This is a genomic window from Rhodoferax saidenbachensis (genome assembly GCF_031457975.1).
Lineage (GTDB): Bacteria > Pseudomonadota > Gammaproteobacteria > Burkholderiales > Burkholderiaceae_C > Allorhodoferax > Allorhodoferax saidenbachensis_A.
In genome coordinates this window covers 268,988-292,365 of sequence record NZ_JAVDXO010000004.1, presented here as the reverse complement: position 1 = coordinate 292,365, position 23,378 = coordinate 268,988, and the positions used below count along the sequence as shown (strand labels likewise).

At 62.2% G+C, this 23,378-nt stretch carries 19 protein-coding genes and 1 riboswitch; of the genes, 13 read left to right on the top strand and 6 right to left on the bottom strand.

The window, feature by feature from the left end; all coding sequences use genetic code 11:
* Positions 1 to 339: 339 nt before the first annotated feature.
* The 6 genes from J2X15_RS11325 to J2X15_RS11300 all read left to right on the top strand — a co-directional run bounded on the left by J2X15_RS11325 (position 340) and on the right by J2X15_RS11300 (position 7,597).
* Complete coding sequence (locus J2X15_RS11325) at positions 340 to 1,305, top strand: ABC transporter substrate-binding protein (protein WP_310342795.1); 966 nt, start codon at positions 340 to 342, stop codon at positions 1,303 to 1,305.
* Positions 1,306 to 1,377: 72 nt separating this feature from the next.
* Positions 1,378 to 2,919: a sugar ABC transporter ATP-binding protein gene (locus J2X15_RS11320; protein WP_310342793.1), complete on the top strand. Its 1,542-nt coding sequence runs from the start codon at positions 1,378 to 1,380 to the stop codon at positions 2,917 to 2,919.
* Positions 2,916 to 3,983 (top strand): ABC transporter permease, encoded by a 1,068-nt coding sequence (locus tag J2X15_RS11315; protein ID WP_310342791.1) that lies wholly within the window; start codon positions 2,916 to 2,918, stop codon positions 3,981 to 3,983. The genes J2X15_RS11320 and J2X15_RS11315 overlap by 4 nt, the downstream gene beginning before the upstream one ends.
* A complete protein-coding gene (gene yjfF, locus J2X15_RS11310) occupies positions 3,980 to 4,939 on the top strand; it encodes a galactofuranose ABC transporter, permease protein YjfF (RefSeq protein ID WP_310342789.1) in 960 nt (319 codons plus the stop codon). Before J2X15_RS11315 ends, yjfF begins: the two co-directional genes overlap by 4 nt.
* Before the next feature lie 2 nt (positions 4,940 to 4,941).
* A complete protein-coding gene (locus J2X15_RS11305; RefSeq protein ID WP_310342787.1) occupies positions 4,942 to 6,528 on the top strand; it encodes a methyl-accepting chemotaxis protein in 1,587 nt (528 codons plus the stop codon).
* Positions 6,529 to 6,613: 85 nt separating this feature from the next.
* Positions 6,614 to 7,597, top strand: coding sequence for an aldo/keto reductase (locus J2X15_RS11300; protein WP_310342786.1), 984 nt, complete (start codon positions 6,614 to 6,616; stop codon positions 7,595 to 7,597).
* 15 nt (positions 7,598 to 7,612) lie between these two features.
* Here the strand turns inward: J2X15_RS11300 and J2X15_RS11295 are convergent, their stop codons facing one another.
* Positions 7,613 to 8,035, bottom strand: a complete 423-nt coding sequence (locus J2X15_RS11295) for a universal stress protein (protein WP_310342783.1) — start codon at positions 8,033 to 8,035, stop codon at positions 7,613 to 7,615.
* Between the two features lie 97 nt (positions 8,036 to 8,132).
* Between J2X15_RS11295 and J2X15_RS11290 the strand changes: the two genes are divergently transcribed.
* Positions 8,133 to 9,023, top strand: coding sequence for a DNA ligase (locus J2X15_RS11290; protein ID WP_310342780.1), 891 nt, complete (start codon positions 8,133 to 8,135; stop codon positions 9,021 to 9,023).
* 18 nt (positions 9,024 to 9,041) lie between these two features.
* Here J2X15_RS11290 and J2X15_RS11285 read toward each other — a convergent pair whose 3' ends face one another.
* Both J2X15_RS11285 and J2X15_RS11280 read right to left on the bottom strand, forming a co-directional pair.
* Positions 9,042 to 9,857 carry a metallophosphoesterase gene (locus J2X15_RS11285; protein ID WP_310342779.1) on the bottom strand — a complete coding sequence of 272 codons (816 nt, stop codon included), beginning with the start codon at positions 9,855 to 9,857 and terminating at the stop codon, positions 9,042 to 9,044.
* Complete coding sequence (locus J2X15_RS11280; protein ID WP_409034280.1) at positions 9,854 to 10,816, bottom strand: LysR family transcriptional regulator; 963 nt, start codon at positions 10,814 to 10,816, stop codon at positions 9,854 to 9,856. Before J2X15_RS11280 ends, J2X15_RS11285 begins: the two co-directional genes overlap by 4 nt.
* A 129-nt stretch (positions 10,817 to 10,945) precedes the next feature.
* Here J2X15_RS11280 and J2X15_RS11275 point away from each other — a divergent pair, with 129 nt between their 5' ends.
* Entirely contained in the window at positions 10,946 to 11,341 is a 396-nt protein-coding gene (locus J2X15_RS11275) for a hypothetical protein (protein WP_310342777.1), read from the top strand.
* A 98-nt stretch (positions 11,342 to 11,439) separates the two neighbouring features.
* On the opposite strand, the gene J2X15_RS11270 is transcribed toward J2X15_RS11275, so the two are convergent.
* Together J2X15_RS11270 and J2X15_RS11265 are read right to left on the bottom strand one after the other, a co-directional pair.
* Positions 11,440 to 13,323 carry a phosphoenolpyruvate carboxykinase (GTP) gene (locus J2X15_RS11270; protein WP_310342774.1) on the bottom strand — a complete coding sequence of 628 codons (1,884 nt, stop codon included), beginning with the start codon at positions 13,321 to 13,323 and terminating at the stop codon, positions 11,440 to 11,442.
* A 397-nt stretch (positions 13,324 to 13,720) separates the two neighbouring features.
* Positions 13,721 to 13,861, bottom strand: coding sequence for a hypothetical protein (locus J2X15_RS11265; RefSeq protein ID WP_310342771.1), 141 nt, complete (start codon positions 13,859 to 13,861; stop codon positions 13,721 to 13,723).
* A 162-nt stretch (positions 13,862 to 14,023) separates the two neighbouring features.
* On the opposite strand from J2X15_RS11265, the gene J2X15_RS11260 reads away from it, so the two are divergent.
* Positions 14,024 to 16,366, top strand: coding sequence for an AAA family ATPase (locus J2X15_RS11260; RefSeq protein ID WP_310342769.1), 2,343 nt, complete (start codon positions 14,024 to 14,026; stop codon positions 16,364 to 16,366).
* Positions 16,367 to 16,507: 141 nt separating this feature from the next.
* Positions 16,508 to 16,801 (top strand): hypothetical protein, encoded by a 294-nt coding sequence (locus J2X15_RS11255; RefSeq protein ID WP_310342766.1) that lies wholly within the window; start codon positions 16,508 to 16,510, stop codon positions 16,799 to 16,801.
* A 48-nt stretch (positions 16,802 to 16,849) separates the two neighbouring features.
* Here J2X15_RS11255 and recQ read toward each other — a convergent pair whose 3' ends face one another.
* Positions 16,850 to 18,730, bottom strand: coding sequence for a DNA helicase RecQ (gene recQ / locus J2X15_RS11250; protein ID WP_409034279.1), 1,881 nt, complete (start codon positions 18,728 to 18,730; stop codon positions 16,850 to 16,852).
* Positions 18,731 to 18,865: 135 nt separating this feature from the next.
* On the opposite strand from recQ, the gene J2X15_RS11245 reads away from it, so the two are divergent.
* From J2X15_RS11245 to J2X15_RS11235, 3 genes are all read left to right on the top strand, one after another.
* A complete protein-coding gene (locus J2X15_RS11245) occupies positions 18,866 to 21,127 on the top strand; it encodes an EAL domain-containing protein (RefSeq protein WP_310342763.1) in 2,262 nt (753 codons plus the stop codon).
* A 46-nt stretch (positions 21,128 to 21,173) separates the two neighbouring features.
* A riboswitch (S-adenosyl-L-homocysteine riboswitch) is annotated at positions 21,174 to 21,265 on the top strand.
* A gap of 25 nt (positions 21,266 to 21,290) precedes the next feature.
* On the top strand, positions 21,291 to 22,367 hold the full coding sequence (locus tag J2X15_RS11240) for a homocysteine S-methyltransferase family protein (protein WP_310342762.1): 1,077 nt from the start codon (positions 21,291 to 21,293) through the stop codon (positions 22,365 to 22,367).
* A 1-nt stretch (position 22,368) separates the two neighbouring features.
* Positions 22,369 to 23,367: a Gfo/Idh/MocA family protein gene (locus J2X15_RS11235; RefSeq protein ID WP_310342759.1), complete on the top strand. Its 999-nt coding sequence runs from the start codon at positions 22,369 to 22,371 to the stop codon at positions 23,365 to 23,367.
* The last annotated feature ends 11 nt before the right edge of the window (positions 23,368 to 23,378 follow it).

Here is a 23,378-nt window from a genome sequence, read left to right as displayed (position 1 = left end):
CGCTTCGGTCATTAACAAAAATCAAATAATGGGCATCTGACATATTCAAATGAGTATGTATCGTGACAAAAAAATATGACTGCCGATTTAATCAAAAATCCGAATTTACGAGGGATTTTTGCGGCACCTAGGGTTTTCCTGAATTTGAATATCAGTATGAGTAATACCTAAAACTCTATTAGTTCTGTGTGTTTTTGATACGTATCATCCGCCTCACTTCTTGACGTAACTGGTAACGTGAAATCGTTGTCTGAACCGAAGAGGGAGCGAGAGGCTGAACGCGGGCGGCCTCACTAACGCCCGATACCCGTTTCATTGAAAGATAAAGAGGAGACACCCATGACAAACAATCGCCGTACTCTGCTGGCCACTCTGCTGGCCGCATCCTTCGCCGTGGCCGCCCCCATGAGCGCATTCGCACAAAAGAAAATTGTGGTCGGCTTCAGCCAGATTGGTGCCGAGAGTGAATGGCGTACTGCCAATACCAACTCCATGAAAACTGCTGCCGCTGCTGCTGGCATCGAGTTGAAATTCTCCGATGCTCAGCAAAAGCAAGAAAACCAAATCAAGGCTCTGCGCTCGTTCATCGCCCAAAAGGTGGATGTGATTGCGCTGACTCCCGTGGTCGAATCCGGCTGGGACACTGTGCTGAAGGAAATCAAGGATGCCAAGATTCCTTTGATCTTGATGGACCGCTCGGTGGATTCCAAAGACACCTCTTTGTACGCAACGCACATTGGCTTTGACTTTGTCAAAGAAGGTGAAATGGCCGGTCAGTGGCTGGTAGAGAAAGCCAAGACCATGAAGGGCGACATCAACGTCGTCGAATTGCAAGGCACCGTGGGCTCTGCGCCAGCGATTGACCGCAAGAAAGGCTTTGAAGCCGCGATCAAGGCCGAGCCACGTATCAAGATCATCCGCTCGCAAACCGGTGACTTCACCCGTGCCAAGGGCAAGGAAGTCATGGAAGCCTTCCTGAAGGCCGAAGGCAAGAAGATCAATGTTCTGTACGCACACAACGACGATATGGGCATTGGTGCGATCCAGGCCATTGAGGAAGCCGGTCTCAAGCCTGCCAAAGACATCCTGGTGATCTCGGTGGACGGTGTGAAGGGCGCTTTCGAAGCCATGATCGCCGGCAAGCTGAATGTCACCGTGGAATGCAGCCCCTTGCTCGGACCTCTGGTCATGTCGACCGCCAAAGATCTCGCAGCTGGCAAGACCGTGCCTCGCAGCCTGATTGGCAAAGATGGTGTGTACCCGATGGAAACTGCGGCCAAAGAGTTCCCAAGTCGCCAATACTGATCCCTGTTTCGCTTTTAGGTCACTAAGGTTTGGCCCGCGGCCCATGGCTGCGGGCCTTTTTTACAAGACACCATGACATACACACAACAGGCCCCAGGTGCGGCCACCCCGGTGTTGGAGCTCTCTGGCGTGGCCAAGCAGTTCGGCACCGTGCGCGCGCTCTCCGGCGTGAACCTGCGCCTCTTCGCGGGTGAAGTGCATGCCCTGATGGGGCAAAACGGGGCTGGCAAGTCCACCCTGATCAAAGTGCTGACTGGCGTGTACCAGGCCGACCAGGGTGACATGCGCCTGGGTGGCAAGTCCATCCGCGCCACCTCCACGCTGGACGCCCAGCGCCTGGGTATCAGCACCGTGTACCAAGAGGTCAACCTCTGCCCCAATCTGTCAGTGGCCGAGAATATTTTTGCCGGCCGCTACCCGCGCAAGGGGCTGGCTGGCGCATGGGCCATCGACTGGGCACGCATGCAACGCGAAGCGCGTGCGCTGTTGGCGCGCCTGAACCTGGACATTGATGTCACGCAGACGCTCGCCAGCTACTCCGTAGCGGTGCAGCAGATGGTGGCGATTGCGCGTGGCCTGAGTATCTCGGCCCAAGTACTGATATTGGACGAACCCACATCGAGCCTGGACGACGAAGAGGTGGAGCGTCTGTATGGCGTGCTGCGCCAGCTGCGCGACCAGGGCATGGCGATTTTGTTCGTCACCCACTTTTTGGACCAGGTCTACGCCTTGTGCGACCGCATTACCGTGCTGCGCAATGGCGAGCTGGTGGGCGAGTACCCCGCCGCCGAGCTGGGCCACAACGCACTGATCGCTGCGATGGTCGGACGGGAGATGGTTGCCAATCCCGCGCAAGTGGCGGGTGCAAGTGCTGACGTTAAAAAAGAGCAAGCCGTGCTGCTGCAAGCACGTGGTCTTGCCCGTGCGGGCAGTGTCAAGCCTCTGGACCTGACGCTGCATCGCGGGGAGGTCGTCGGTTTGGGCGGTTTGTTGGGCTCGGGCCGAACGGAACTGGCGCGCGTGTTGTTTGGTTTGGACCAAAGCGACGCCGGGGAGCTGATCATCAACGATAGCCCGGTAAAGATGGATTCGCCAGCGGAGGCGATTCGATTGGGCTTGGGTTTGTGCCCCGAGGACCGCAAGGCCGAGGGCATCATTGGTGAACTTTCGGTGCGCGAAAACATTGCGCTCGCGCTGCAGGCACGACAAGGGCTGTGGCCTTGTATTTCGCGGGCCAAGCAAGTCGAAATGGCAGAGTACTACGTCAAGACCTTGGGTATCAAGACCAGCAATATCGAAGCCCCTATTGGACAACTTTCGGGGGGCAACCAGCAAAAGGCAGTGTTGGGCCGCTGGTTGGCGACCAAGCCCAGCTTGTTGATTCTGGACGAGCCTACCCGCGGCATCGACATTGCGGCCAAGCAGGAAATCATGAACGAAATATTGGTGTTGGCAAAAGAGGGAATGGCCGTGTTGTTTATCTCTTCGGAAATGGAAGAAGTGGTGCGTCTGTCGGATCGCATCGTGGTGATGCGCGACCGCGCGAAAGTGGGCGAGCTGCCCGGTGGAACCGATGACCATGCGGTCTACGCCATGATTGCGGGGCAAGCATGAGCACAGTCGATCAGTCCTCTTGGGTGCAACGGGTGCAGACGCACCACCTGCTGTGGCCGCTGGTCACCTTGACCCTGATTTTGATGGTGAATGCCAGCCTCAATCCCGGTTTCTGGATGTTGCAATGGCGTGACGGGCACCTCTATGGCAGCGTCATCGACATCTTGAACCGTGCCTCGCCGTTGATGCTGGTCGCGTTGGGCATGACCTTGGTCATCGCCACGCGCGGCATCGACATTTCGGTGGGCGCCACGGTGGCTATCAGTGCTGCGGTAGCGGCATTGATGGTGGGCGGAAAACTGGTGATCACCGATGGGGTGGCCCAGCATGTCAGCCGCTTTCCGATGTGGTTGGCGATTGGGTGTGCGCTGCTCACGGCGCTGGCCTGCGGGCTGTGGAACGGCGTGCTGGTCGCCAAGATTGGCCTGCAGCCCATCATCGCGACGCTGATCTTGATGGTTGCAGGGCGCGGTGTGGCCCAGCTCCTGACGGACGGACAAATCGTCACGGTGTACTACGCACCCTATTTTTTCATTGGCAGCGGTTACCTGTGGGGTCTGCCGTTTGCATTGTTCATCGCAGGGTTTGTGTACCTGGTGATGCATTTGGCGGTTACCCGCACAGCGCTAGGACTTTTCATCCAGGCCATCGGTATCAATCCTGCGGCGGCGCGGCTGGCCGGTGTGCGTGAGCGATTGATCAGTATCTGCGTGTATGCGTTTTGCGGACTTACGGCCGGTGCCGCAGGCCTGATCATCAGCTCCAACGTGAAGAGTGCCGACGGCAATAACGCGGGCAACTTGCTGGAATTGGACGCCATTCTGGCGGTCACGCTGGGCGGCACCTTGTTGACCGGCGGACGCTTCAGTCTGGCAGGGAGCCTGATTGGTGCGCTCATTATTCAGACACTGACCTCCACGATTTATTCCATCGGCGTACCGCCTGAGATCAACCTCGTGGTGAAGGCCGCTGTTGTGTTTGTCGTCATGTTGATGCAGTCGGCGGAATTTCGCCGCGCTGTGCGCGGATGGGTGATGCGCCCAAGCGCAGGGAGCAAAGCATGAAGTTGGCGACTAAATACATTCCCTTGGCGGCGACCGTGTCGCTGTTCGCTGTGATGTCAGCGTTTGGTTCGTTGTCCTACAACGGATTTTTCTCGGCACAGGTGTTTTTGAACCTGCTGGTCGACAACGCATTTTTGGTGGTCGTCGCGGTGGGCATGACCTTTGTCATTCTGTCCGGGGGCATCGACCTCTCGGTGGGTTCGGTGGTGGCACTCAGCACTATCGTGCTGGCGAAACTGGTGGAGCATTGGCACTGGCATCTTGCGGTGGCCATACCGCTGGTGCTGTGCATGGGAGCACTGTTTGGCGCCTTCATGGGCTGGCTCATTCAACGCTTTCGCCTGCAGCCCTTCATCGTCACTTTGGCGGGTATGTTCTTGGCGCGTGGGTTGTGCTACCTGATCAGCATTGATTCGATCAGCATCACCGACGCAGCCTATACGGTGCTGGCGCAAACGCGGATCCACTTGTGGGCGGACGGCCCCATGCTGTCCATCAGTGCCATCCTGGCGCTGGTGGTGTTGGCGGTGGCTGTGTTCCTGGCGCACTGCACCCAGTTTGGCCGCACCGTGTATGCCATTGGTGGTTCAGAGCACTCGGCGGTGCTGATGGGGCTTCCCGTGGCACGAACCAATGTGGCGGTGTATGCGTTGAGCGGGTTCTGCGCCGCCTTGGGGGGCGTCGTTTTCACCTTCTACATGCTGTCGGGCTATGGCTTGCATGCCGTGGGCCTGGAGCTTGATGCGATTGCGGCCGTGGTCATCGGCGGCACTTTGCTGAGTGGCGGTGTGGGGTACATGTTGGGCACCCTGTTTGGTGTGTTGACATTGGGGATCATCCAAACCCTCATCATGTTTGATGGGTCACTCAGTTCCTGGTGGACGCGCATCGTGATTGGTGCACTGCTGTTTGTGTTCTGCGTGTTGCAGCGCGTGTTTGAAGCAAGAAAAAAATAACCATGCGTTTGCCCATTCTCTGGTTTCTGCGTTTGCCGCTGGGTGCCAAGATTGGGTTGCCGCCTGCGTTCGCGACCATCTGTTTGCTGGTGATCTCGGGCATTGCCTGGTTTGCCAACAGCGGCCTGTCGCGCGAGCTGCACCAGGTGGCCGACCAGGGCATGGTCAACATCGACCAGGCGCATCGCTACGAATCGGCCCTGCAAGAGTTGCAGCTGGGCGCCACCCAGGTGGTGGCTGCGTTAGCCTTGCAACGTGATGCCCCCATCCTGGATTCCATGAAGGCCCGGTTGGGCGGCAAGTTGGCGGAGTTTGAGAAAACCATCGTCTCGGCCACCCAGGCTGTGGGCACCCCCGCGCCGGATTCTGCGGAGAGCGAGCTGGCGGATGACCTGCAAGCCATCACCGAGTCCGTGGCGACCTACCGCGCCAGCTATGACAAGGTGTTTGCTGTGCCCGCGGGGGACGCCACTGCGGCGGGCAATGCGCTGTCCATGCTCAACGATGCGCACCGTGTTGCGGCGGACAAGGTCGCGATCCTGTTGAGCCGTGAGGCAAGTGCGGCCCAGCAGTCCCTGGACAAAGGCGACGCCTTGGCCACGCTGAACGTGCGGTTGATCGTGGGTTGTGTGTCGCTGTCAGTGTTGTTGTCCACACTCATCAGCTGGCTTTGCAGCCGCTACCTGACGCAGCTGCTGCGCCAGGGCGGTGCCATTGCGGCCGCGCTGGAACGTGGCAATTTGACGCTGCGTGCCGATGTGGAGCCCCATGATGTGGCAGGCCGCACGGTGCGCGCACTGTCCGATGTGTCCACCAACCTGAGCCGTTTGGTGACCGAGGTGCGCGATGCGGCCACGCAGGTGGAGTTGGCGTCGCGGGAGATTGAGGCCGGCAACCACGACCTGTCCCACCGCACCGAACAACAGGCCAGCATTCTCGAGGAAACGGCCGCCTCCATGGAGGACCTAAGCGCCACGGTGACCCGCAATGCGGGGAATGTGCAGCAGGCCAACCAATTGGCGATGACGGCATCGGCCGTCGCCACCCGCGGCGGCGAGGTGGTGCACCAGGTGGTGGAGACCATGAAGGGCATCAATGCGTCCAGCCGCAAGATCGCGGACATCATCAGCGTGATCGATGGCATTGCCTTTCAGACCAATATTCTGGCGCTGAATGCGGCGGTGGAAGCCGCGCGTGCCGGCGAACAGGGCCGTGGTTTTGCGGTGGTGGCGTCCGAGGTGCGGTCCCTGGCCGGCCGCAGTGCCGAGGCGGCTAAGGAAATCAAGCAACTGATCCACGCGAGTGTGGAGCGGGTGGACGCCGGCTCGGCGCTGGTGGACCAGGCCGGTGCCACGATGACCGAGGTGGTCAGCGCCATCCGCCGCGCCACGGAAATCATGGGCGAGATCAGTGCCGCCAGCGCAGAACAGAACGACGGCGTGCGGCAGGTGGGCGAAGCCGTGACCGAGATGGACCGCACCACGCAGCAAAACGCCGCGCTGGTGGAGCAAATGGCTGCCGCTGCCAGCGCTCTGAAAAGCCAGGCCACCGGCTTGGTGCAGATCGTGGCGGTGTTCAAGCTGGGTTGACCTTGCATGCACAATAGGCCTATAGCCCGCGTAGTAATTGCGCAGATAGCTCCTGAAACTATAGCAATTTAGATCGAGATCTCACATGCAATACAGACCCCTTGGCCGTACCGGCTGGAACATTTCGACCGTGAGCTTCGGCGCCTGGGCCATTGGCGGCACTTGGGGCGCGGTAGACGACAGCGACTCCATGGCCGCGCTGCACCGCGCGCTGGACCTGGGCGTGAACTTCTTTGACACCGCCGACGTGTATGGAGACGGCCGCAGCGAGCGCCTGCTGGCCCGCCTGCGCAAGGAGCGCAGCGAACCGTTTTACGTGGCCACCAAGGCTGGCCGCAGGCTCGATCCGCATGTGGCGGCAGGCTTCACGCGTGCCAACCTGACTGCGTTTGTCGAACGCAGCCTGCAAAACCTGAACACCGAAGCCATTGACCTGCTGCAACTGCACTGCCCGCCGACCGAGGTGTTCTACATGCCCGAGGTATTCGGTGTGCTGGACGACCTGGTGCAAGCTGGCAAGCTGCGCCACTACGGCGTGAGCGTGGAGAAGGTGGAAGAGGCGCTCAAGGCCATTGAATACCCCGGGGTGCAAAGCGTGCAGATCATTTACAACCTGTTCCGCCAGCGCCCAGCCGAGCTGCTGTTTGAGCAGACGCAAAAGCGCGGCGTGGGCATCCTGGCGCGCCTGCCGCTGTCCAGCGGGCTGCTCAGTGGCAAGATGACGGCGCAAAGTACCTTTGGCGCCGACGACCACCGTGGTTTCAACCGCGAGGGCGCGGCCTTCGACAAGGGCGAGACCTTCTCGGGGCTGGACTACAACGTCGGCCTGCAAGCCGTGGAAGCCATGCGCCCTCTGGTGCCCGCGGGCCAGAGCATGGCGCAAATGGCGCTGCGCTGGATCCAGATGCACCCGGCCGTGACCTGCACCATCCCCGGCGGCAAGAACCCCACGCAGGTGGCTGACAACGTGGCTGCTGCCGACCTGCCGCCAATCAGCGACGCCACCATGCAGGCGCTGGCCGATGTGTACGGGCGCTACGCCAAACCGCTGGTGCACCAGCGCTGGTAGGTCTTCAGTGCGCGTTTAGCGCACCAGCAGCACCGGCACCTTGCAGTGGGCCAACACCTGGGTGGTGACGGAGCCCATCACCAGGTTGGCCAATGCGCTGTGGCCGTGGGTGCCCATGACCAGCAGGTCAAACTTGCCGCTGTCGGCGGTCTTTGCAATCAGGCTGCCCGCAGGGCCCACCTTCCAGCTGGTCTTGGCGTCGATGCCGTGGCGCAGCAGGAATTTGGCAATCGGTGCCAGCACCTTCTCGCTTTCCTCCGCGTAGTAGCTCTCCACTACGGCCTTGTCCACCATGGCGCGGGCCCGTGCGGGAAGGGCCGCCGCCGCGGTGAACACGGTGTAGTCGTGGTCCGCCGATAGCAGGGCCTCATGGGTGCTGAGGTAGGCGAGCATTTTTTTGCTATACGTGCTGCCGTCCACGGCCAATAAGATTTTCATGTGTCCGCTCCCCAGTGTAAAAATGCCACTGTAGTGCGGCCTTCTGCCAGGGGTCTGTGCTACATCAAACAGTACAAAAATAGAGGAAGGAGCAGGCATGCCGCAACCGGTCAATCCAACACGTCGCCATTTCGTGTGCACCCTGGGCGCCTTGGCCCTGCCGTGGGCAGCCCCCGCGTCATCTGCGACGGCTCCGCCGCTGATGCTGGCTAAGTCCTACGACGGCCGCAGCGATCCGACGGGCTTTTGGGTCAGCGAGAAATACGACGGCGTGCGCGGCTACTGGGACGGTCAGCGCTTGCTGACGCGTGCGGGCAATCCGATAGCCGCGCCGGCTTGGTTTATCGCCGGTTGGCCTGCAAGCGCCATGGAGGGCGAGCTATGGGCCGGGCGCGGCCAGTTCAGCCAGGCCGTGTCCACAGTGCGCCAGCAAACGCCGGACGATGCGGCTTGGCGCGCACTGCGCTTCATGGTGTTTGACCTGCCGGCAGAAGCCGGCACGTTCAACGAGCGCCTGCCGGTGTTGCGGGCCCGCGTGGCGCAACTGGGCCAGGCCTGGGTGCAGGCCGTGGAGCAGACACCCGCCGCCACCGTGCAGTCCCTACAAACCCGCCTGGCGGAGACCGTGCGTGCGGGTGGCGAGGGGCTGGTGCTGCACCGTGGCAGCGCCCTCTACACCGCCCAGCGCAGTGACGACCTGCGCAAGTTCAAACCGTTTGACGACGCGGAGGCGCGCGTCGTCGGCCATGTGGCGGGCACTGGCAAGCACGCGGGGCGTTTGGGGGCCTTGTGGCTGGAGCAACCCGCCCGTGACGCGCAACCGGCGCAACGTTTCAAGTTGGGCACAGGCTTTAGCGATGCCCAGCGCCAGGATCCACCGCCCGTGGGCAGCTGGGTCACCTACCGCTACCGCGGTGTGACGGACAAGGGCGTGCCGCGCTTTGCCAGCTTTCTCCGCGTGGCAGTAGATTCGGCGCTCCTGATTTGATAGCTGCTAGCGGACTACTTACGAGGGCTGGCGGCCAATTTCAATCAAAAGCTCGGGCTGGTAGCCCACCTGTTCGTTCTTGCGCGCATAGCCCAGCGGGTTGGCCATCACCCGGCAGCCACCTACGCGGTAATCGCTGGGCGCATGCAGGTGGCCATGCAGCCAGAGCTGGGCCTGGGGCAGCAGTTCGTCCAGCGCGTTGCAAAAGCCAGCGGTGCCGGGCACCAGGCCGTAGCGCGGGTCGGCGCTCAGCAGGCTGGGCGCAAAGTGGGTGATAACCACGGTGGGCCCGTCAAACGGCATAGCCAACGCGGTACGCAGCCAGGCTTGGCACACCAGCGCCTGGGCGCGCACGCCTTCGGCCAGCCAGGGCTCGCCGTTGCGCGTGCTCAGGGTTTTCTTCAGGTAGTAGTTGGCGGCGCGAAAGGCTTTGTCGCGCGCCTTGAGCTGCTGGGCCTCGGGGGCGTTCACGGCCAGCGCGTCAAAGTCGGTCCACAGCGTGGTGCCTACCAGGCGCACGCCATCCAGCACCAGGGTCTCGCGCTCCAGCCAAAGAATGCCCAGCCGCTCGCAGGTGGCGCGCAGGCGGGCGTGGGCGGCGTCAAAGTCAAAGCTGTCGTATTCATGGTTGCCGGGCACAAACACCACGGGCGTGGGCCAGCCCTGCAATGGGGAAAAGCGCGTCAGGCCGAAGTCGTTGTCCGTTAACTGCGAGCCGGTTTGGTACGAGCCCACGTCGCCCGCCAGTACCAGCAGGTCCGCGCCGGGCGTGGGGGTGGGCACCCAGTGGGGATGCACCTCCAGGTGCAGGTCAGACAGCAGTTGGATCTTCATGCGGAAAACAGGCGATCGCCCAGTTGGGTGATTTGCTGACGCAGCCAGGCGTGGGGGGCGGCAGTGTCCAGGCGCTGGTGCCACAGGGCGTCCACCTGGATGGGGGGCACGGTAAAAGGCAATTCACGGATCACCAACTGGTCCGCATAGCCCGTCACGTTGACAAAGTGGCGCGGCAGCACGGTCAGCAGGTCCGAGTGCACCACCACGCGCCCGGCGGTAAAAAACTGGTTCACCGTCAGCACCACGCGGCGCGTGCGCTTGAGGCTGCCCAGCGATTCGTCAATGAAGCCAAAGGCCCGGCCCGAAAAGCTCACCAGCATGTGGCTGGCTTCGCAAAACCGGTCCAGTGTGAGCTTGCCCTTGGTGAGCGGGTGGTCCTTGCGCATCACGCATACGTAGTCACCCACAAACAGCCGATGGTGGCGGAACGATTCGGCCGCACCGGCCTGCGCCCGTGCGGTCAGGTCCGTCAGCACGGCCGGGAAGTGACCAATGGCCAGATCGGCCGCGCCCTCGTCGAGCACACGGCGCGGGTCGCGCGTGGTCAGCGGCACCACCCGCAGCGACACGCCGGGCGCCTCGCGCGCCAGCACCTCCACCAGGTCGGGCAGGAGTTCGGCGGCGGTGGCGTCGGCCATGGTCAGCACAAAGGTGGTGGTAGCCGTAGCCGGCTCAAACACGCTGGGCGCCAGCGAGGTTTGCAGCCGCTGCAGGATTTCGCGCACGGCAGGCCACAATTCCTGGCCGCGCGGCGTGGGCTCCAGCGTGCGGCCCTTGCGTACCAGAAGCTCGTCGCCCAGTGCATCGCGCAGGCGGCGCAGCGCGTTGCTCACCGCGGGCTGGGTCAGCGCCAGCTGCTCCGCGGCCTTGGTCAGGCTGCGCTCTGCCATGACCGTGTCAAACACCTTGAGCAGGTTCAGGTCAAAGGTGCGCAGGTTGAGCGGTGGGATAGCCATGGTTGATCATAACTTTGGTGAATACTAAACATCACCAACATAAAGTTGAGTCGCATAAGGGAAAACCCTATGATTCAACCATCTTAAAGATTTAGCCCAGTGAGCATCAACCTTTTTAAGGAGCTGACCATGACAACCGTACTCTCTTCTGCCCATTTCGCATCCGCACCTGCCGTGCTGTCTGCTTCCGGCAAGACGGAAGGCTCTCGCACCCTGGCTGGCATGCTGCTGGCTGCCGTGCTGTCCGCCCTGTTGGTGGTGGCTGATCAGGTGATTGACACCTGGGCCGATGGCCACCTGTTGGTTGGCTGGGTGGCTCTGTGGACCGTAGCCTTTGCTGCCTTGGCCTTGCTGGCCCCCCCTCTGCGCAAGATGTCTTCTGTTGCCTCGGCTGTGATCATGGGCTGGGTCCGTGCAGCACAAGAACGCCGCATGGAAGAAAAAATGTGGGAATACGCCCACCGCGACCCTCGCATCATGGCCGAGCTGCAACACGCTGTGATGCGCAGCCGCAACGAAGCCTAAGCTTCCGCGCCCCACAAAAAAAGCCACCGGTTCGGTGGCTTTTTGCGTTTCGGGGCCTGGTCGGGGTACCGACTGGCCCGTCTTTCTTGTATTGCCCTTCAGGCAGCCAAACGCTGCTCTAGCTGGGCTTGGGTCTCTTCGAGTTCCTTCGGCAAATGGTAGGCCAGCTGGGTGAACAGCTCGGTGTGCAAGGCAAATTCAGCTTTCCAGTCGGCCTTGTTCAGGCTGGTCACAGAGTCAAACTGGGCTTGGCTGAAGTCCAGGCCGGTCCAGTTGATTTCAGAATACTGCGGCGCCACACCAAAGCCCGTTTCTGTGCCGGTGGCCTTGCCTTCCAGGCGGTCGATCATCCACTTCAGCACGCGCATGTTTTCGCCGTAACCGGGCCAGACGAACTTGCCATCCTCACCCTTGCGGAACCAGTTGGTCGTGAAGATCTTGGGTTGCTTGGCACCTGACGTGGCCAGCTTGGCGCCGATGTTGAGCCAGTGTTGGAAGTAGTCGCTCATGTTGTAGCCCATGAAGGGCAGCATGGCAAACGGGTCGCGGCGCACGATGCCGGCCTGGCCTGTGGCCGCAGCGGTGGTCTCGGAGCCCATGGTCGCGGCCATGTACACGCCTTCGGTCCAGCTGCGGGCCTCGGTCACCAGCGGCACGGTGGTGGAACGGCGGCCACCGAAGATGAAGGCGTCGATGGGCACGCCATTGGCATCGTCCCACTGGCTGTCCAGCGCGGGGTTGTTACCCGCGGCCACAGTGAAGCGGGCGTTGGGGTGGGCGGCCTTGGCGCCGGTTTCCTTGGCAATGGCAGGCGTCCAGTCCTTGCCTTGCCAGTCGATCAGGTGCGCGGGCAGGCCGCCGGTGTCCTTTTCCATGCCTTCCCACCACACGTCGCCGTCATCGGTCAGTGCCACGTTCGTGAAGATCACGTTCTTGTCCAGGCTGGCCATGCAGTTGGGGTTGGTGTGGAAGTTGGTGCCGGGGGCCACGCCAAAGTAACCCGCCTCGGGGTTGATGGCGTACAGCTTGCCGTCAGTACCGGGCTTGATCCAGGCGATGTCGTCACCAATGGTGGTGACCTTCCAGCCTTCAAAACCGGTGGGAGGCACCAGCATGGAGAAGTTGGTCTTGCCGCAGGCGCTGGGGAAAGCCGCTGCCACGTGGTATTTCTTGCCTTCGGGATTCGTCACGCCCAAGATGAGCATGTGCTCGGCCAGCCAGCCTTGGTCGCGGCCCATGTTCGAGGCAATGCGCAGCGCAAAACACTTCTTGCCCAAGAGCGCGTTGCCGCCGTAGCCAGAGCCGTAGCTCCAAATTTCGCGCGTCTCGGGGTAATGCACGATGTACTTGGTCTTGTTGCAGGGCCACTTCACATCGGCCTGGCCCGCTTCCAACGGCGCGCCCACGGTGTGCACGCAGGGCACAAATGCACCCTCCACACCCAATACGTCATACACGGCCTTGCCCATGCGGGTCATGATGCGCTGGTTGACCGCCACATAGGCGCTGTCAGACAGCTCAATACCGATGTGCGCAATGTGCGAGCCCAACGGGCCCATGGAGAACGGCACCACGTACATGGTGCGACCCTTCATGCAGCCGTCGAACAGGGCTTGGTTGCCATCCTTGCCAGTTTGCAGCAGAGCGCGCATCTCGGCCGGCGCCATCCAGTTGTTGGTGGGGCCGGCGTTTTCTTTCTTCTCTGAGCAGATGTAGGTGCGGTCTTCCACGCGGGCCACGTCGCTGGGGTCAGAGCAAGCCAGAAAGCTGTTGGGGCGCTTGATGGGGTTGAGTTTTTTGAAAGTGCCAGCGTTCACCAGCTGCTGGCACAGGCGCTGGTATTCCTCTTCGGAGCCATCGCACCAGTAAACATCTTTGGGTTTGCACAGGACCACCATATCGGCAACCCAGGCGATGAGTTTGGCGTTCTTGACGTAGCTGGGGGTGTTGAGGGCTGGGCCCTGCATCACGGGTGCGTTCATGAAAAGCTCCTAAGTTTGAAAATCGTCTTTTCAAAACCAAGGGCAGAGAACAGGGCGCCACAAACTTTGAGAAGACGGCTGACAAGGGTGCTTCAGACCAGAGATCTGAAGCGCTCACGCCGAATTCTATGAACGCGTACCGAAGTTACATAGCGATTACCTGAAATAACTATGCATAAATAACATTAAAGTATGCGCGCAGTGGTGGGCTCTATTCCGACCGTGAAAGATGGTGTCGGCCCGACCGTTCACAGGCGAGGTAGTCAGTGCAACAGCGAAGAGGAAGGAGGCCTAGCAGGCCTGCAGCGTGGCAGGGGCTAGCGAAAGACAGGCCGCACCGGTGAGGTTGTCGGCCGACAAGCCCGGAATGCGTGGCGCAGACCGGGCGGAAGACCTATCAGGCCATGGACACGGCGATGAAGGCCAGCAAGAACATCAGCACGCCGCCCACCAGGGGGAGCACGATGGGCATCATGGGGACGACGGCGTCCACGGGATCCGCAGCGTGGTTGTCAGAGTGGTTGTCTGGTGCAGACATGGGCAATCCTTGTGTTCTTCGTTAGGGGAGGCTGAATTTTACCCACAAGGCGCGGCGCAGACGACCCTAGCGCCGCTGTGTGGAAATTTCTGCCCAAGGCTTCCATCTTGGCCCGGACTGCGCTATCGTCATTTCAGCACGTCGCTGTGCTGGAGGCGGTTGATGGCCAAGCGTTCGCTGTTCCAGCCCCTAGGTGGGCATCTCATTCCCTCGCCGGGCCTGCAAGAAGCGCCGGTGTTGGATTTGATGTGCTCACACTTTGTGCTCACCCTTGCCGCACGACAGGGCGCCAGTTTCAATGTTCGGCGCGATTTCAATGGCGTGGTGGGTCTGGCCGGGCGCCATCTGGTCTGGCCGGTGTCGGTGCTGGGGCGCCTGCGTGAGTTTCTGGCACGTCGCTGCCAGGGCAACGAGCTCTGGCGCGGCCACGAAGCACTGGACGCCAGCGAGTTCCTGGCCCGTTACGGTGTCTGGTGCGGCCCCTACGACGAAGCCACGGTGTTTTTCTTTCTGGACGAATACGCCAAAGACCAGCCCAAGGACCTGATCAGCCTGCTGTCTGTCACTGGCGAATGGCTGAGCCACGCGCTCAAGAAGCAGTCCACGCTGGTAGAAAAGAATATCAATGCGCTGGCCGGCCTGTTGCAGCTCAACAAGGCGGAGCGCGCGCTGCTGCTGTACGGCACGCTGGCGCGCTACCAGCGGGACATGCGCAGCATCCTGGTCGAATTCAAGGTGAACAACGCGCCCGAGGCCTACGCCGCCATTGCTGAAGTAGCGGGCGTGAGCGCGCAGGAGTTGGGTGAGGCTCTGCGGGTCGGCTCGCGGCTGGAGCGCATCGGCTTGGTGGAGAACCTGATCTCCGAGCACAACATCACCGACCTGGCGGACTTGATGAAGGTCAGCGAGAAGCTGCCTCCGGTACTGATGCGCCACTACCGCGATCAGGCTGAGCTGATGGCGGTGTTCACTCGGCTCTCTACCAAAAGCGCGCTGTGCCTGCAGGATTTCGATTTTGTCAGCGAAGACGCCTCGGTCATGTGCAACCTGCTGGCCAATGCGGTAGCGCGCAGGGAGGTGGGCATCAATGTGTTGCTCTACGGCCCCCCGGGTACCGGCAAGACCGAGCTCGCCAAGGTGGTGGCGCAGCACGCGGGGCTGGAGCTGTTTGAGGTGGAATATGCCGACCGCGATGGCAATTCCCTGAGTGGGCGCGACCGTTACCGCTCGCTCCAGATCGCGCAGGTATTCCTCAAAGGCAGCGCCCAGGCGGCGCTGCTGTTTGACGAGGTGGAGGATGTGTTTCCTCCTTTGTCCAACGAGGCTGCCCACCTGATTGCCCGGGCCGATGCCTCGGCCGCCCCGGCCAGTGGCAGCGTGAGCGGCAAGGCTTGGGTGAACCAGATATTGGAGTCCAACGTGGTGCCCACGCTGTGGGTGACCAACCGCATTGAGCAGATTGACCCAGCCTTCCGCCGCCGCTTTGCCTACCACCTGGAGCTCAAATCGCCGCCGCCCGGTGCGCGCGAAGGCTTGGTACGCAAGACGCTCGAGGGCGTGCAGGTGTCGGACGCTTTTGTGGCCCGGCTCACCAGCCGCAAGGGACTGACCCCAGCGCAAATTCGCACCGCAGTGCGCTTTGCTGGCCTGGCCCGCAGCCCGGGGGCTGTGCAACCAATGGCTGAGGCGGACTCGGCGGGGCTGGAGGCCCTGATTGAGCGGCAGCTCAAAAATGCCGACCTGGCGCTAGGCAACCCTGCCGCCGTCGCCGCCGTGCCCACGGCACTGAGCCAGTACCAGCTCAGCCACCTGAATGTGGAGTCGCGCTTTGAGGTGCCGCGCATCGTGCAGGCGCTGCACACCCGTGGCCACGGCACGCTGTGTTTCTATGGCCCTCCGGGCACGGGCAAGACCGCCCTGGCCGAGCACTTGGCGCAGGCGCTCAACAAGCCACTGATGATGCGCCAGGCCAGCGACTTGATGAGCAAGTACATCGGAGAAACCGAGCACAACATGGCTGCCATGTTTCGTGAGGCGGAGTCCGAAGGGGCGATCTTGCTGCTGGACGAAGCAGATAGTTTTCTGCAGGACCGGCGCGGCGCCCAACGCAGCTACGAGGTGACGGAGGTCAACGAGATGCTGCAGGGCATGGAGCGGTTCCGGGGCATTTTTGTCTGCACCACCAACCTCATGGACCGGATTGACCAAGCCGCGCTGCGGCGCTTCACCTTCAAGATCCAGTTCAAGCCCTTGTCTGCGGTACAGCGGACGACCGTGTTTGTGACGGAAGCCTGCACTGATGGCGCCCAGCGCCTGACACCGGCCATGGTCAGCCGCCTGGCCGGGCTGGACCAGCTGTGCCTGGGAGATTTTGCAGCTGTCAAGCGCCAGGCCATGATTCTGGACGCGAGCCTGAGCCCCGAGGAGTTCTTGGAGCAGCTGGAGGCTGAGCACCGCATCAAGCCCGAGGTGCGGGAGAACCGGGGCATGGGCTTTCTGCCGTAACTCCCCCGTAATTTTTTGTCCCGCCTGTCAACCGCCCCATACGCTCGTGCGTAATAGGCACAGGCGGGTACTGAATTTCCCCAGTTCGTTGGAACGTTGACTGGTGGTCGGTATCTATTTCTCTTCTTTTGCACTGTATATATGCACAGAGATACGATTCAAGTACCTGAAAAAGGTACTTACAAGTGGCAGCTGTTTGACTACTGGTCTGGCGAATTCCGCCAAACCCATGCGGACCACTCGGCGTACATTGCCCTGAACTTTGCCGGCGCGCTCGAAGCCTGCCGCACCAAGTTCCAGGCTCTGATGCAGCACCACCGCGCCAAGGCCGCCGACGCAACCTGCTCGGCCCGCCACATGCGCGCTATCGAACGCCTGCAAAACACCATGTCCGGCGCCGCCATGGCGTACGAAAGCGGCTTCCGCCGCCACTAAGCCCCTGCGCTGGGCCGGCCTTGGGCGCATGCCCCAGCGCCGGCCTTTTTATTCCAGCGCCACCACCCTCAGCACATCGCTGGCATAGGCTTCCAGTTTTTTCGCGCCTATGCCGCTGATGCCCTGCAGGTCTTCCAGGCTCTGGGGTGCCCGCTGCGCAATCGCCGCCAGCGTGGCGTCATGAAAAATCACATAGGCGGGCAGGTTGTGTTCCTTGGCTACCTCGGCGCGCCAGGCCTTCAGGGCCGAATAGCGCAGCAGGCCTTCGCTGTCCAGATTGATCGGCGCCTTGACCACGGCACCCAGGCGCGGATTGCGCCGGCTCTTGCGGTCGGCAGGCGCCGACACAGATTCCCGCAAACTCACGGGCACCTCGCCTTTGAGCACCGCCCGCGATTCGGCCGTGAGCTGCATGGTGTTGAACTCGCCCTGCACCGCCACCGCGCCCATGGCAATCAGCTGGCGCAGCACGCCACGCAGCTGCAGCTCCGAAAAATCTGTCCCCACGCCAAAGGTGCTTAGGCTGGCGTGGCCGTACTGCGTGACTTTCTCCGTCGTTTTGCCGCGCACGATGTCCATCAGGTGCCCGGCACCAAAGCTCACGCCACTCATCTGCTGGATACGGTAGATGGTGGACAGCAGCTTGCGTGCGGCGTCCGTGCCGTCCCACACGGCGGGCGGGTTCAGGCAGTTGTCGCAATTGCCACAGGGCTGGCTTGCCTCGCCAAAGTAGCCCAGCAGCCGCACCCGGCGGCAGTCCGTGGCCTCGGCCAGGCCCAGCAGGGCGTCGAGCTTGCCGCGCATCACCTGCTTGAATTCTTCGCCAGCCGGGCTCTCATCAATCATGCGCCGCTGGTTCACCACGTCCTGCAGGCCGTAGGCCATCCAGGCGTCGGCGGCCAGGCCGTCGCGGCCAGCGCGGCCGGTTTCCTGGTAATAGCCTTCGATGTTCTTGGGCATGTCGCGGTGGGCCACAAAGCGCACGTCGGGCTTGTCGATACCCATGCCAAAGGCGATGGTGGCCACCATCACGATGCCTTCTTCGCGCAGAAACCGGTCCTGGTGGGTTTGGCGCACTTTGGCGTCCAGGCCCGCGTGGTAGGGCAGGGCCTTGATGCCTGCGTCCACCAGTGTCTGCGCCATGTCTTCCACTTTTTTGCGGCTCTGGCAGTAGACGATGCCAGCTTCGCCCTCGTGCTCACGCTCGATAAAGCGCAGCAGCTGCAGCGTGGAGTCTTTCTTTTCGACGATGGTGTAGCGAATGTTGGGCCGGTCAAAGCTGCTCACAAACGCGCGCGCGTCTTCCAGTTGCAGCCGTTCCAGGATGTCGGCGCGCGTCAGGTCGTCGGCCGTGGCAGTCAGTGCGATGCGGGGAATGCCCGGGTAGCGCTCGTGCAGCACCGTCAGGTTGCGGTAGTCGGGCCGGAAGTCGTGGCCCCACTGGCTTACGCAATGTGCCTCATCAATGGCGAATAGGCTGAGCTTGCCGCGCTCGAACAATGAATCCAGCAGCGCCAGAAAGCGGGCGTTGTTGACCCGCTCCGGTGCGGCGTAGAGCAGGGTGATCTCGCCGCGCAGCAGTTGCTGCTCGATCTGGTAGGCCTCGTCGCTGCTGAGGGTGGAGTTCAGGAAGGCGGCGCTCACACCCGCTTCGTGCAGCGCGCCCACTTGGTCGTGCATCAGCGCGATCAGCGGCGAGATGACCAGCGTGGCGCCTTGTCCGGCCTGCTGGCGGACAATGGCTGGCACCTGGTAGCACAGGCTCTTGCCGCCGCCCGTGGGCATGAGTACCAAGGCGTCGCCGCCATCCGCCACATGCTCCACGATGGCCTGCTGCGGGCCGCGGAAGGCGTCGTAGCCGAACACGGTGCGCAGAATGTCGCTGCAGGCGTCCAGGGTGGTGCTGGAAGAGGATGTGTCTGCTATCAAAATGGGAGCTATTGGCGCAGTGGTTACGGGGGCTAGAGCACTAAAACATTCAAAACCCAGGCTTCGCCGGTGCGCGGCGCCGGAGGAAGGGTGATTCTCCTATTGTCGGGCAAGCCTGTCGCTACACTTGAACCCATGATCGACCAGCCCATCGTGCTCGACACCCAGTTGCAAACCAAGGCCTTGTTGCAGCTGTGCAAGCGGCTGGAACGCGCTTGGACCCTGCCCGACATTCTGGCCGCCGTGGCGCCTGTGGTGGAAGACGTTTTGGGCTACGCCCACGCCTGGCTGGCTTTGATAGGCGACCGCCCCGGGTTTGTGTCTGTCATCAGCCAGGCCACGTCCGATGCGGACTACCGGCAACTGCATGCCAAGGCACAGACCATGGACATTCCCATTGCGGGCGACCGCATGCTGGAGGAAATCCTGGCGGCCGACCACGTGGTGGTGGTCAACGACGCACGGACTGACCCGCGCACCAACAAAGAGGTAGTGGCGCAGCTGCACAACCGCACCATCATCAATGTGCCGCTGCTGCTGGCAGATGAGCGTCTGGGCGCTGTGGGTATTGGTACCTTTGGCGATGGGGAGGGCGTGCGACCCCCGGCCGATTGGCAGATCGATTTCATGCAAGCGCTGGCCGGCCACGTGGCTGTGGCGCTGGACCGGGTGCGCTTCATGCAGGCGCGCAAGTTTGCCGAAGACGCGCTGTACCAAGAGAAAGAACGCCTGCAGGTCACCCTGCACTCCATCAGCGACGCGGTGATCACCACCAATGCCGAAGGCGAGTTGCTCTACATCAACCCCGTGGCCGAGGCGCTGACGGGCTGGACGCTGGCGGGCGCTGTGGGGCGCCCTTACCGGACGGTGTTCAACTTGAGCACCGCCGAAGCGGCGGCGCCTCGCGCGGATCTGGTGGCCGATGCCATCGCGGCGGCGGAAACCCACCGCTATCCCCAGCTCAGCCTGGCGCACCGCCTGGAGGGCACTTTGCTGGTCGAGGCCGCGGTCTCGCCCATCCGCGACGCCGATGGCGAGGTGCAGGGCGCGGTGCTGGTGTTCCGCGATGTAACCGAGCAGCGCCGCCTGAGCCAGGAAATGGCCTTTCAGGCCACACACGATGAATTGACGGGACTGGGCAACCGGCGCGCCTTTGAACAGGCGCTGGCCGAGTGCTTTGACCGCACACGCGACCAGGACCAGCGCCACGTGGTCTGCTACCTGGACCTGGACGAATTCAAGGTGGTGAACGACACCTGCGGCCACACGGCGGGCGACGAGCTGCTGCGCCAGACCGCACAGCTGTTCTCGGAGGTGCTGCGCGAGGAAGACCACCTGTGCCGCATAGGTGGGGACGAGTTCGGCATCATCCTGACCCACCAGACCGTGGCCCAGGCCCTGCGCGTGGCAGAGCGCCTGCAGCTGAGCCTGGCGGCCTACCGCTTTACCTGGCGCGACCAGAGTTTTGGCGTGGGCGTGAGTGTGGGCATGGTGGTGCTGGATGCGCAGAGCGAAAGCGTGGGCGCACTCTTGCAGGCCGCCGACAGCGCCTGCTACGTGGCCAAGGATTCAGGCCGTGGCCGCATCCACGTCTATGCGAGTGATGACCCGGCGCTGGCGCAGCGTTATGGCGTGATGGAGTGGGTCAGCCGCATCGAGCGTGCGCTGCAAGAAGACCGCTTCGTGCTCTACGGCCAGCCCATCGTGCCGATCAACCCCGGCCCCGCGGTGGGGCTGCACTGCGAATTTTTGCTGCGCCTGCGGGACGAGGCGGGCGCGCTGGTGCTGCCAGGTCAGTTCATGCCTGCGGTGGAGCGCTACCACCTCGCCGCCCGCGTGGACCGCTGGGTGGTGACGCACGCGCTGCAGTGGATGGTGGCGCACCAGGACCACATCGACCAGTGCTCGATCAACCTGTCGGGTCAGTCGCTGGGCGACGAGGTGTTCATGGCCTTTGTGCTGGACACGCTGGCCCACACGCCCTTGCCGTGCCGCAAGCTGTGCTTTGAGATCACGGAGACCGCCGCCATCAGCAACTTGCACACGGCGAAGCATTTCATCGACACCCTGCGCCAGCTGGGCTGCAAGCTGTCACTGGACGACTTTGGCAGTGGCCTGTCGTCTTTTGCCTATTTGCGCAACCTGCCGGTGGACGAACTCAAGATCGACGGCCAGTTTGTGCGCGACATTGTCACCGACCCCATCAGCTTGGCCATGGTGAAGTCCATCCACGAGATTGGCTGCCTCATGGACAAGAAAACCGTGGCCGAGTTTGTCGAGAGTCCGGCCATTCTGGCGCTGCTGCGTAGCTTTGGCGTGCACTATGCCCAAGGCTATGCGGTGGGCTACCCCATGCCGCTGGACGCATTGCTGGCGCAGCACCTGGGCCAGGCCTAAGACCATGTAGCCTTCACGGCCGCTGCGTTGTGAATTAAAATAGGCAAATCCCAAGGGGCGCTGCAGCTGGCGCCTGCCCTCATGACAGACAGGCAGGCTTCCGGTCAGGCTTGGGACTCCCAACTGCGCTCACTTGTTTAAAACCACACAGTGAGCCGCATCCATGAAGCCCATCACCTACACCCGCGCACAAGCCCTGCCAGGCATTCTGGAGAAGCGCATTGCCATTCTGGACGGCGCCATGGGCACCATGATCCAGCGCTTCAAGCTGGGCGAGGCGCAGTACCGCGGCGAGGGCTATGCCGGCCCCGGCAGCCAGGGCGACCGTTTCAAGGACTTCCACAAAGACGTCAAAGGCAACAACGAATTGCTGAGCCTGACCCGGCCTGATGTGATCAGCGATATCCACGAGCGCTACCTGGCCGCCGGTGCCGACCTGATCGAAACCAACACCTTTGGCGCCACCACCGTGGCCCAGGCCGACTACGACATGGCCGACCTGGCTATCGAGATGAACCTGGTGTCCGCCAAGCTGGCCCGCGCCGCCTGCGACAAGTACAGCACGCCCGACAAGCCCCGTTTTGTCGCTGGCGCCCTGGGCCCCACGCCCAAGACGGCCAGCATCAGCCCCGACGTGAACGATCCCGGCGCGCGCAATGTGACGTTTGAAGAACTGCGCGCCGCCTACTACGACCAGACCAAAGCGCTGGTGGAAGGCGGCAGCGATGTGATTTTGGTGGAAACCATCTTCGACACGCTCAACGCCAAGGCCGCGCTGTTTGCCGTGGACGAGTACTTCGAAGCCAGCGGCGAGCGCCTGCCCATCATCATCAGCGGCACGGTGACCGATGCGTCGGGCCGCATTTTGAGTGGACAGACCGTTACCGCCTTCTGGCACAGCGTGCGCCATGCGCAGCCGCTGGCCATTGGCCTGAACTGCGCGCTGGGTGCGGCGTTGATGCGTCCGTATATCCAAGAGCTGAACAAGGTGGCACCCGATACCTTCATCAGCTGCTACCCCAACGCCGGCCTGCCCAACCCCATGAGCGACACCGGCTTTGACGAAACCCCGGACGTAACCAGCCGCCTGGTGCGCGAGTTTGCGGAGGAGGGGCTGGTCAACATCGTGGGTGGCTGCTGCGGCACCACACCCGACCACATTGGCGCCATTGCCCATGCGGTGAACCCCATTGCCGCGCGCAGCGTGCAACGCAATTTCTTCTACAAAGAGGCAGCCTGAGATGAAAAAAGTCACCTGGGGCGTGCTCAGCACTGCCAAGATCGGTATGGAGAAGGTCACCCCCGCGCTCATGCGTAGCCAATGGTGCGATGTGCAGGCCATTGCCTCGCGCAACCTGCCCAGCGCACGGGCTGCAGCCGATAAATTGGGTATTCCCAAAGCCTATGGATCGTACGAAGAGCTGCTGGCCGACCCTGCCATTGAGGCCATCTACAACCCGCTGCCCAACGACCTGCACGTGCCCATGACGCTGGCCGCCGCGCGTGCGGGCAAGCATGTGCTGTGCGAGAAACCGATTGCGCTGAATGCCAATGAAGCCGCGCAGCTGCGTGAGGTGGCGGGCAAGGTGCACATCATGGAAGCCTTCATGGTGCGTTTTCACCCGCAGTGGCTGCGCACGCGCGAATTGGTGCAGAGTGGCGCGCTGGGCGAGCTGCGCACGGTGCAGGCGTGGTTCTCGTACTTCAACCGCAACGCGGGCAACATCCGTAACGACGCGAGCAAAGGCGGTGGTGCCTTGATGGACATCGGCTGCTACCCGATCGTGGCGGGGCGGTTTTTGTTTGGAGCGGAGCCGGTGCGTGTGATGGCCTTGGCCGATATGGACCCAGACTTCGGTGTGGACCGTGGGTTCAGTGCCCTATTGGATTTTGGCAACGGCCGTCGCCTGGACTTCACCGTGTCCATGCAAACCACGCCTTATCAACGGGTGCACGCCATTGGCACCGAGAAACGGGTGGAGATCGAAATCCCCTTCAACGCGCCCCAGGGCCAAGAGACACGCATTTTTGTGGACGATGGCAAGGTGCCGGGTGGTGCCTCCGCCCTCACCGAAACCTTCGCCGCCTGCGACCAGTACAGCCTGGAGGGTGATGCCTTTTCGCTGGCCATCCGTGGCGTGCAGCCGCTGCACTACGGTGTGGAAGACGCCATTCAGAACATGCGCATCATCGACGCGCTGTTTGCCTCGCAGGCCAGCGGCCGCTGGGAATCGGTCTAGGCCGCCATACA

Bases quoted from the DNA above. Each gene is read 5' to 3' on its own strand.
- J2X15_RS11325 (WP_310342795.1), top strand. From the start codon at position 340: ATGACAAACAATCGCCGTACTCTGCTGGCCACTCTGCTGGCCGCATCC.
- J2X15_RS11320 (WP_310342793.1), top strand. From the start codon at position 1,378: ATGACATACACACAACAGGCCCCAGGTGCGGCCACCCCGGTGTTGGAG.
- J2X15_RS11315 (WP_310342791.1), top strand. From the start codon at position 2,916: ATGAGCACAGTCGATCAGTCCTCTTGGGTGCAACGGGTGCAGACGCAC.
- yjfF (WP_310342789.1), top strand. From the start codon at position 3,980: ATGAAGTTGGCGACTAAATACATTCCCTTGGCGGCGACCGTGTCGCTG.
- J2X15_RS11305 (WP_310342787.1), top strand. From the start codon at position 4,942: ATGCGTTTGCCCATTCTCTGGTTTCTGCGTTTGCCGCTGGGTGCCAAG.
- J2X15_RS11300 (WP_310342786.1), top strand. From the start codon at position 6,614: ATGCAATACAGACCCCTTGGCCGTACCGGCTGGAACATTTCGACCGTG.
- J2X15_RS11295 (WP_310342783.1), bottom strand. From the start codon at position 8,035: ATGAAAATCTTATTGGCCGTGGACGGCAGCACGTATAGCAAAAAAATG.
- J2X15_RS11290 (WP_310342780.1), top strand. From the start codon at position 8,133: ATGCCGCAACCGGTCAATCCAACACGTCGCCATTTCGTGTGCACCCTG.
- J2X15_RS11285 (WP_310342779.1), bottom strand. From the start codon at position 9,857: ATGAAGATCCAACTGCTGTCTGACCTGCACCTGGAGGTGCATCCCCAC.
- J2X15_RS11280 (WP_409034280.1), bottom strand. From the start codon at position 10,816: ATGGCTATCCCACCGCTCAACCTGCGCACCTTTGACCTGAACCTGCTC.
- J2X15_RS11275 (WP_310342777.1), top strand. From the start codon at position 10,946: ATGACAACCGTACTCTCTTCTGCCCATTTCGCATCCGCACCTGCCGTG.
- J2X15_RS11270 (WP_310342774.1), bottom strand. From the start codon at position 13,323: ATGAACGCACCCGTGATGCAGGGCCCAGCCCTCAACACCCCCAGCTAC.
- J2X15_RS11265 (WP_310342771.1), bottom strand. From the start codon at position 13,861: ATGTCTGCACCAGACAACCACTCTGACAACCACGCTGCGGATCCCGTG.
- J2X15_RS11260 (WP_310342769.1), top strand. From the start codon at position 14,024: ATGGCCAAGCGTTCGCTGTTCCAGCCCCTAGGTGGGCATCTCATTCCC.
- J2X15_RS11255 (WP_310342766.1), top strand. From the start codon at position 16,508: ATGCACAGAGATACGATTCAAGTACCTGAAAAAGGTACTTACAAGTGG.
- J2X15_RS11245 (WP_310342763.1), top strand. From the start codon at position 18,866: ATGATCGACCAGCCCATCGTGCTCGACACCCAGTTGCAAACCAAGGCC.
- J2X15_RS11240 (WP_310342762.1), top strand. From the start codon at position 21,291: ATGAAGCCCATCACCTACACCCGCGCACAAGCCCTGCCAGGCATTCTG.
- J2X15_RS11235 (WP_310342759.1), top strand. From the start codon at position 22,369: ATGAAAAAAGTCACCTGGGGCGTGCTCAGCACTGCCAAGATCGGTATG.